Here is a 7215-nt window from a genome sequence, read left to right on the forward strand (position 1 = left end):
GCTGATTCTTGCCCGCACCGGCGTGCGGGTGGACGTGGACAGCATCTCGATGCTGAGCGCGTTCGACGTGCACCGGCGGCTGGCCCAGCGGCTCGTGTCCGGGCGGACCGTGCTGATTGGGGACGCGGCCCACCAGGTGAGCCCGATCGGCGGGCAGGGGATGAACCTCGGGTGGCTCGATGCCACCGAGCTGGTCCCGATCATCACGGCGTCACTGGTTGACGGTCGCGACGTCGGCCGCGACCTGTCGGCGTTTGACCAGCGACGCCGTCGGGCTGCTGTGACGGCTGCACGCCAGGCTCACCTGAACATGGCGCTCGGGCGCCCCCTGCCGCGGCCGGTGCTGGCGGCCCGGAATACCCTCCTGGGCCGGTGCAACGCGGTGCCGGCCGTCCACGACACTATTGCCCGCACCTTCACCATGCAGTGACACCTCCCCGGGTTCCCCCGTTACCGGACTACAGGTGGGTGGGGGCGAACAGGCGGAGCAGGGTTTCGACCACGACGACGTTGGGCCCCTCCGCGGCGAAACTGTCCTCCAGCGCCTGCCGCACGTCGCCCGGGGCCACCTTGACCGCCGGCACACCGAAGGCTTCGGCGAGCTTCACGAAGTCCGGCCGGGTCAGCTCGGTGGCGGTGGCCTTCCCGAACGCGCCCTCCATGTACTCGCGCAGAATGCCGTAACCGCCGTCGTCGACAATCAGCCACGTGACCGGCAGGTTGTGCTGCTTGGCGGTGGCCAGTTCGGCAATCGAATACATCGACGATCCGTCACCGGAGACCGCCAGGACACGTTCCCCGAGCCCGACGGCGCCACCGATCGCGCCGGGGAAACCGTACCCCAGCCCGCCAGCGCCCTGAGCCGAATGGAACTGCCCATCCTTGGCGTCCCAGCAACTCCACGCCCAGTAGGCGGCGATGGTCATATCCCAGTAGGTCTGCAGTCCGGCCGGCGCGGCGGCGCGGATGTCCGCCATGAACTTGCGTTCCAGTGCGAGGTCCTGCGCATCCAGCCGTCCCTGCACCTTGGCGAGGGTTTCGGCGACCAGCGTGACGGCGTCGTACCCGGCGGTGCGGTCACGGTCCAGCGCGGGCAGCGCCTCATCGAGGGCAGCGAGCGCCTGGCCGGCATCGGCACGGATGCCCAGGGCTGGCCGGTTGGATTCGAGTACCCGGGGTTCGGCGTCGATCTGGATGATGCGCCCCCGCGGTTCGAGCGTGAAGTAGTTGCTGGTCACCTCACCGAGCGAGGATCCGACCACCAGCACCACATCGGCATCCTCAAGAACCTCGGTAACGTAGCGGTCCTCCACCCACGCCTGCAGTGACAGCTCATGCTCCCACGGGAACGCGCCGTTCCCGCCGGGCGAGCACAGCACGGGGGCGCCGAGCTTCTCGGCGATGGACAGCAGCCACGGTTCGGCGTTGCCACGACGGGTTCCGCCGCCAGCCACGATGGCCGGACGCTTGGATTCCGTCAGCCACTTCACTGCCTCGCGGACCAGCTCCACCCGGGGCGGGTTGTCGAAGGGCTCCGCGAGCGCGTCCTCGACCTGCGGCACCATCACCGGGTCGAGCAGCACATTTTGCGGCACCTCGATCCAGACCGGCCCCTGCGGTGAGGAAACGGCTTCGGTCCAGGCGTCCTGAATGGCTGAGGGGATGCCCGAGGCGTGCTGGATCAGCCGCTGGCTCTTGGTGACGTTCGCCGCCGAGGCCTTCTGGTCGTCGAGCTGGTGCAGCATGCCCTTCCGCCGGGCGCCCAGACCCTCCAGCGGGATCTGGCTGGCGATGACCACCATTGGTACGCCGGTGGCGTAGGCCTCCTGCAGGCCTGCAAGCGCGGTCAGCGCGCCCGGCCCGGTCGACAGGAACAGCACTCCCACTTGCCCGGTGGCGCGGGAGAACCCGTCGGCGGCGAATGCCGAGTTGTTCTCCACCCGCGAGGAGACGAAACGCAGCTCCGACCGGGACAGCGCGTCAAACAAACCCAACGCGTGCTGGCCGGGAATGCCGAAAACGGTGGTCGCTCCGAGGGCGCTGAGGGTCTCGACGACGAGGTCCCCACCGTTGCGCTCACCTGTCAGGGGTGCCGGCGGTGCTGTTGCAACACTGTCACTGGTGACCATTTAGCGTTCCTCCGCCGTGGTGTTGGTAGTGGCCTGGTCCGCCATCAGGGACACCAGGTCGTAGGCGACGTGCGATGCCGCGACGCCGGTGATCTCCGCATGGTCGTATGCGGGGGCGACCTCGACGACGTCGGCCCCGATCAGGTTCATGCCGCGCATCCCGCGGAGGATTTCCAGCAGCTCACGGCTGGTGATGCCACCCGCCTCGGGTGTCCCCGTCCCGGGGGCGTGCGCCGGGTCCAGCACGTCGATGTCGATGGAGATGTACAGCGGGCGGTTGCCGATCCGGTCCCTCAGCTTGGCAATCACCTCGTCGACACCCTGTCGGAACACGTCGGAGGAGGTGACAATCCCGAACCCGAACCGACGGTCGTCCTCGAGATCCTTCACCCCGTAGAGCGGGCCGCGGGTGCCCACGTGGGAGATGGCCTCGGTGTCGAGGATGCCCTCCTCTACCGCGCGCCGGAAGGGTGTGCCGTGGGTGTACTCGGCGCCGAAATAGGTGTCCCAGGTGTCGAGGTGCGCATCGAAGTGCAGCATCGCCACGGGTGCGCCGGCGCGTTCGGAGGCAGCCCGCAGCAAGGGCAGCGCAATGGTGTGGTCGCCACCCAGCGTGACCAGCTTGGTGCCGTCGGCGGTCAGATCGAGCGCATTCTGCTGGATGGTTTCGATCGCCTCGTTGATATTGAAGGGATTAACCGCCATGTCGCCGGCGTCGGCCACCTGCACCCGCTCGAACGGAGAAATGTCCAGGGCCGGGTTGTAGGGGCGGAGCAGGCGCGAGGATTCGCGGACGTGGTTGGACCCGAACCTGGCCCCCGGCCGGTAGGACACCCCCGAGTCGAAGGGGACACCGACGACGGCGATGTCGGCCCGGTCCACCTCGTCGAGTCGCGGCAGCCGGGCAAAAGTCGCGGCGCCGGCATAACGGGGAATCCGTGAGGAATCGATGGGGCCAATGTTTCCATTGGCCGTGACGCGCGGCTGTTCCATGGGTACCTCCGGGTTGGGGAAACAGAAGTTGCCATATAAGCATCAACTGTTTTTCATAAGGCTAATTGTGATGCCCGTCTCGGTCAACACTGAAGCCGCCGAAACAGGGTGACAGCTCCCCCTTAAAGGATCCGTAAATTGCGCCCACATCACCGGTCCTCCGGGCCTGCGGTCCGGGTATTATCCGCCGGAAGCCGCGGGGACCAGGGTCCAGAGAACAATCGCTTCCAGATCGGTGGGATTGAACCAGGTGTGGGGTTCACGGCCGGGGAACGTGACGGTGTCCCCGGCCTCCAGTTCATACCGGTCATTCGAGAAGATCAGGACAAATCTGCCGGCAACAACGTGCAGCGTCTCCACCTCGCAGTCAACCGAATACAGTTCGCTCTCGCCTCGCCCATGAGGCTCGATGACCGCGCGGATCATCTGGAGCCGCCGCTCGGAGCGGGCCGTCACCAGGCGTTCGTTAATGCCTTCACCACCGAGGCTGATCCGCGGAGCCTCCGCCAGACGGGTCAGGTGGGTCTCCGGCACCAGGAAGAGGTCACCGATCGAGATGGAAAGGACCTGGCAGAGCGTCACCAGAGAGGCGACCGACGGTGACGTCAGGTCCCGCTCCACGCGGCTCAGGAACCCTTTGGTCAGCCCCGTGGCAGCCGCAACCTGTTCAATGGTCATCCGCTGGGATTGCCGGGCAGCACGGATTCGAGACCCGATGGCTACCGGGGCGTTGCTGGGTTCTACGGGCAGGGCCTTCACTGGCTACCATCTCTCTGCGCAGGACAATCACCCGGGCGGACATCGACTATGAGCATACCGAGGATTCCCCGAGGACCGCCCTGATCACACACTTGACCTGTTAGCAAGGTCACAACTAGCCTATAGCGAAACATAAGTTTTCTATAGGTTACTTTCTAACCGAAACCCCCACAATCAGGAGCACCATGGAATTCATCAATATTGCGATCGTGGTGGTCTACCTCGTAGGCATGCTGGCGTTCGGCTGGTGGGGCAAGTCCCGCACCAAGAACACGAGCGACTACCTTGTCGCCGGCCGGCGCCTCGGCCCACTTCTGTACACCGGCACCATGGCGGCGGTAGTACTGGGCGGCGCCTCGACAGTCGGTGGCGTCGGCCTCGGTTACACCTACGGCATCTCGGGCATGTGGCTCGTCGTCGCCATCGGGGTTGGGGTGCTGCTGCTCAGCCTCCTCTTTGCCCCAACCCTGCAGAAGCTGAAGATCTACACGGTCTCCCAAATGCTCACCCTGCGCTATGGCGCCGAGGCCACCAAGGCCTCAGGCATCGTCATGCTGGCCTACACCCTGATGCTCTGCGCTACTTCTACTGGCGCCTACGCCACCATCTTTGTGGTGTTGTTCGGGTGGGACCGCGCAGCCTCGATCGCCGTCGGCGGTGCGATCGTGCTGATCTACTCGACAATCGGCGGCATGTGGTCCATCACCCTGGCCGACATGGCGCAGTTCATCATCAAAACCATCGGCGTGTTTGCCCTGATGCTGCCCTTCGCCCTGATCAACGCCGGCGGTTTCGACGGCATCTCCGAGCGTGCCGGAGCCGAGTTCTTCAGCATCACCGGCATCGGCCTGCAGAGCATCATCACCTACTTTGTGGTGTACACCCTGGGCCTGCTCATCGGGCAGGACATCTGGCAGCGCGTCTTCACTGCCCGGACACCCACCGTGGCCCGGTGGGGTGGAGTGACGGCAGGCGTCTACTGCATCCTCTACGGCGTCGCCGGCGCGATCATCGGCATGTCGGCCAGCGTGATCCTCCCCAACATCGAGTCCCAGGACGACGTGTACGCGGATATTGCCATCAACGTCCTGCCGATCGGCATCGGCGGACTGGTGCTGGCGGCTGCCGTCGCCGCCATGATGTCTACGGCATCCGGTTCACTGATCGCCGCTGCGACAGTGGCCCGTGCCGACGTCGTGCCATTCGTCAGCAGCTGGTTTGGCCGTGGCGGCCAGAGCAGCATCGACACCACCACCGAGGACGAGGCCGAGAACCCCGAGCACGATGTCACCGCCAACCGCTGGTGGGTGCTGGGTCTGGGCCTGGTCGCCATCGCGCTGGCGGTCATCGTCCAGGACGTGGTCGCAGCTCTCACCATTGCCTACGCCATCCTGGTTGGCGGCCTGCTGGTCTCCATCATCGGTGGACTGGTCTGGAAGCGGGCCACCGGCGTCGCAGCAGCGGCTTCGATGGCTGCCGGCACGGTCTTCACCCTCGGCACCATGATCTACCTTGAGGTCAACGCCGAGAACCAGTACGACGGTATCTACGCCAACGAACCGATCTACTACGGACTCATCGCTTCGGCCCTGGTGTTTGTGATCGTTTCGTTCCTCACCAAGCGCACCGACCCGGCGGTCATGGCCGCCTGGGAGCGTCGCGTGGCGGGCGCCGCTGAGGACGAGGTCGCAGTACCCGTCACCTCCACCACCCGCTAGCCCGCAACGCAGAGCCGCCGCTCCCACCAAGGATCGAGTCAACACTCATAGCCGATTTCCTTCCGGAAACCTGTTATTGGTGTTGACTCGATCCGGGNGTGGGGGTGTCGCGGGGGGCGAGCCGGGGCGCCCAGGCCTACGACTTGGCTGTCGAGGATTTGATCTTCCGGCCAGGCCTGCTGCTGCGGCCACGGCCGACGGCGTCGGCCTTGGTATCGATCTCGGCTTGCCTGATGTCGGCGGGGGTCACTGGTCCGTCTTCTTCACCGGTCCAGGACTTGATGGCACTCCAGGTGACTGCCGCAATGGGCACCGACAGGATGGCGCCGATAATACCGGCCAGGATGGTGCCGGCGGTCAACGCCACCAGGATGACCAGGGCGTGCACGCTCAGGGAGCGGCCCATCACCACAGGCTGCAGGAAGTTGCCCTCGATCTGGTTCACGGCAATCACCACGACAATCACGATCAGTGCGGTAGTCGGCCCGTCTGACACGAGTGCCACCAGAGCGGCGAGCGCTCCGGCCGCCGTCGCACCCACCAGGGGAATGAACGCACCAACAAACACAATGACCGCGAGCGGGAGCGCCAGTGGGATGCCCAGGATGAACAGGGCGATGCCGATGACCACCGAGTCAACTGAAGCGACAATCGCGGTTCCCCGAACATACCCACCGAGCGTCTCCAGTCCGTGCATTCCCACGCGGCGGGCCTTGACCAGCCGCTCACCCTTGAAGGGCCGCAGGACAAAGGCGAAGATCCTGTCGCCGTCCTTGAGGAAGAAGAACAGGATGACCACCATCAGCACAGCCCCGGTGAGGAACTCGCCGGCTGCCGTAATGCCCGATACGGCACCGGCTCCGGCTGTGGCACTGGTGGCGAAGTCGATCAGCCATTCCTGCGCGTCGGAGATCTGCTGCTCATCGATGGGCAGCGGGCCATCGCGGACGAATTCGTAAATCTGGTCGAAGCCCTGCGATGCGTTGTCGACCAGTTCGTCGAGCTGGCTCTGGACAGCGAAGACGATGCCCGTGATCACACCACCCAATACTCCAAGCAGGAGCAGGAAGGAGAACGCGGTGGCGAGCGCACTGGGCCACCCCTTACGCCGCAACCAGTTCACCAGCGGGCCGATGGCGGCCGCGAGAATCAGGGCAATGATCAGTGGGATCACTACCAAGCGCACCTGGATCAGGCCGTAGATCACGATGACCGCCAGCACCAGGATCAGCAGAACCTGAGCTGCGCGCGTGCTGCTGCGGCCCAGCGAGTCGCGCCAGGGGCTCCCCACCGGCTCTGGGGTGTCGACGTCGGCAGTTTCCTCCCGGCGTTCTTCCCCGCGCGGTGCCTCCTTGGTGCGCCTGAAAATGTTAAACACAGTCCCTGTCTCCTTGTTCACTGGGGTGGCGCATTTCAGCTGTCGCCGGCAATTAGTTGATCTCGAACCCGGCGCCGCAGCACCTTGCCGATGAGTGACCTCGGCAGTTCTTCTACCACCACAATACGGCGCGGCACCTTGTAGGCGGCGAGGGAGCCCCGGCAGAAGGCTTTCAGCGCGTCCCCGCTGAACTGGTGTCCCTCGCGGATCACGACGGCGGCCACCACCTCTTCGCCCC

The 7215-nt window shown here is 65.4% G+C and carries 7 protein-coding genes; 2 read left to right on the top strand and 5 right to left on the bottom strand.

All coding sequences use genetic code 11. The features are described 5' to 3' along the window. The coding region (locus K728_RS22345) for an FAD-dependent oxidoreductase (protein ID WP_443110934.1) at positions 1-430 on the top strand (430 nt) is incomplete at its 5' end. A 28-nt stretch (positions 431-458) separates the two neighbouring features. Here K728_RS22345 and K728_RS0106805 read toward each other — a convergent pair. From K728_RS0106805 to K728_RS0106815, 3 genes are all read right to left on the bottom strand, one after another. Then, positions 459-2129, bottom strand: a complete 1671-nt coding sequence (locus K728_RS0106805) for a thiamine pyrophosphate-binding protein (protein WP_019483866.1) — start codon at positions 2127-2129, stop codon at positions 459-461. Further along, complete coding sequence (gene speB / locus K728_RS0106810) at positions 2130-3122, bottom strand: agmatinase (RefSeq protein WP_019483865.1); 993 nt, start codon at positions 3120-3122, stop codon at positions 2130-2132. It abuts the gene before it with no gap. A gap of 180 nt (positions 3123-3302) precedes the next feature. Further along, positions 3303-3881 (bottom strand): helix-turn-helix domain-containing protein, encoded by a 579-nt coding sequence (locus K728_RS0106815; protein ID WP_019483864.1) that lies wholly within the window; start codon positions 3879-3881, stop codon positions 3303-3305. A gap of 185 nt (positions 3882-4066) precedes the next feature. On the opposite strand from K728_RS0106815, the gene K728_RS0106820 reads away from it, so the two are divergent. Next, a complete protein-coding gene (locus tag K728_RS0106820; RefSeq protein WP_024476269.1) occupies positions 4067-5599 on the top strand; it encodes a sodium:solute symporter in 1533 nt (510 codons plus the stop codon). Positions 5600-5735: 136 nt separating this feature from the next. Here the strand turns inward: K728_RS0106820 and K728_RS0106825 are convergent, their stop codons facing one another. Both K728_RS0106825 and K728_RS23125 read right to left on the bottom strand, forming a co-directional pair. Then, on the bottom strand, positions 5736-6977 hold the full coding sequence (locus K728_RS0106825; protein WP_019483862.1) for an AI-2E family transporter: 1242 nt from the start codon (positions 6975-6977) through the stop codon (positions 5736-5738). A gap of 35 nt (positions 6978-7012) precedes the next feature. After that, a partial coding sequence (locus K728_RS23125) for an AMP-binding enzyme (RefSeq protein ID WP_443110935.1) occupies positions 7013-7215 on the bottom strand: 203 nt, incomplete at its 5' end.

The sequence above is a fragment of the Arthrobacter sp. CAL618 genome, from assembly GCF_000468215.1.
In the GTDB taxonomy this organism is placed as follows: Bacteria; Actinomycetota; Actinomycetes; order Actinomycetales; family Micrococcaceae; genus Arthrobacter_D.

Bases quoted from the DNA above. Each gene is read 5' to 3' on its own strand.
- K728_RS0106805 (WP_019483866.1), bottom strand. From the start codon at position 2,129: ATGGTCACCAGTGACAGTGTTGCAACAGCACCGCCGGCACCCCTGACA.
- speB (WP_019483865.1), bottom strand. From the start codon at position 3,122: ATGGAACAGCCGCGCGTCACGGCCAATGGAAACATTGGCCCCATCGAT.
- K728_RS0106820 (WP_024476269.1), top strand. From the start codon at position 4,067: ATGGAATTCATCAATATTGCGATCGTGGTGGTCTACCTCGTAGGCATG.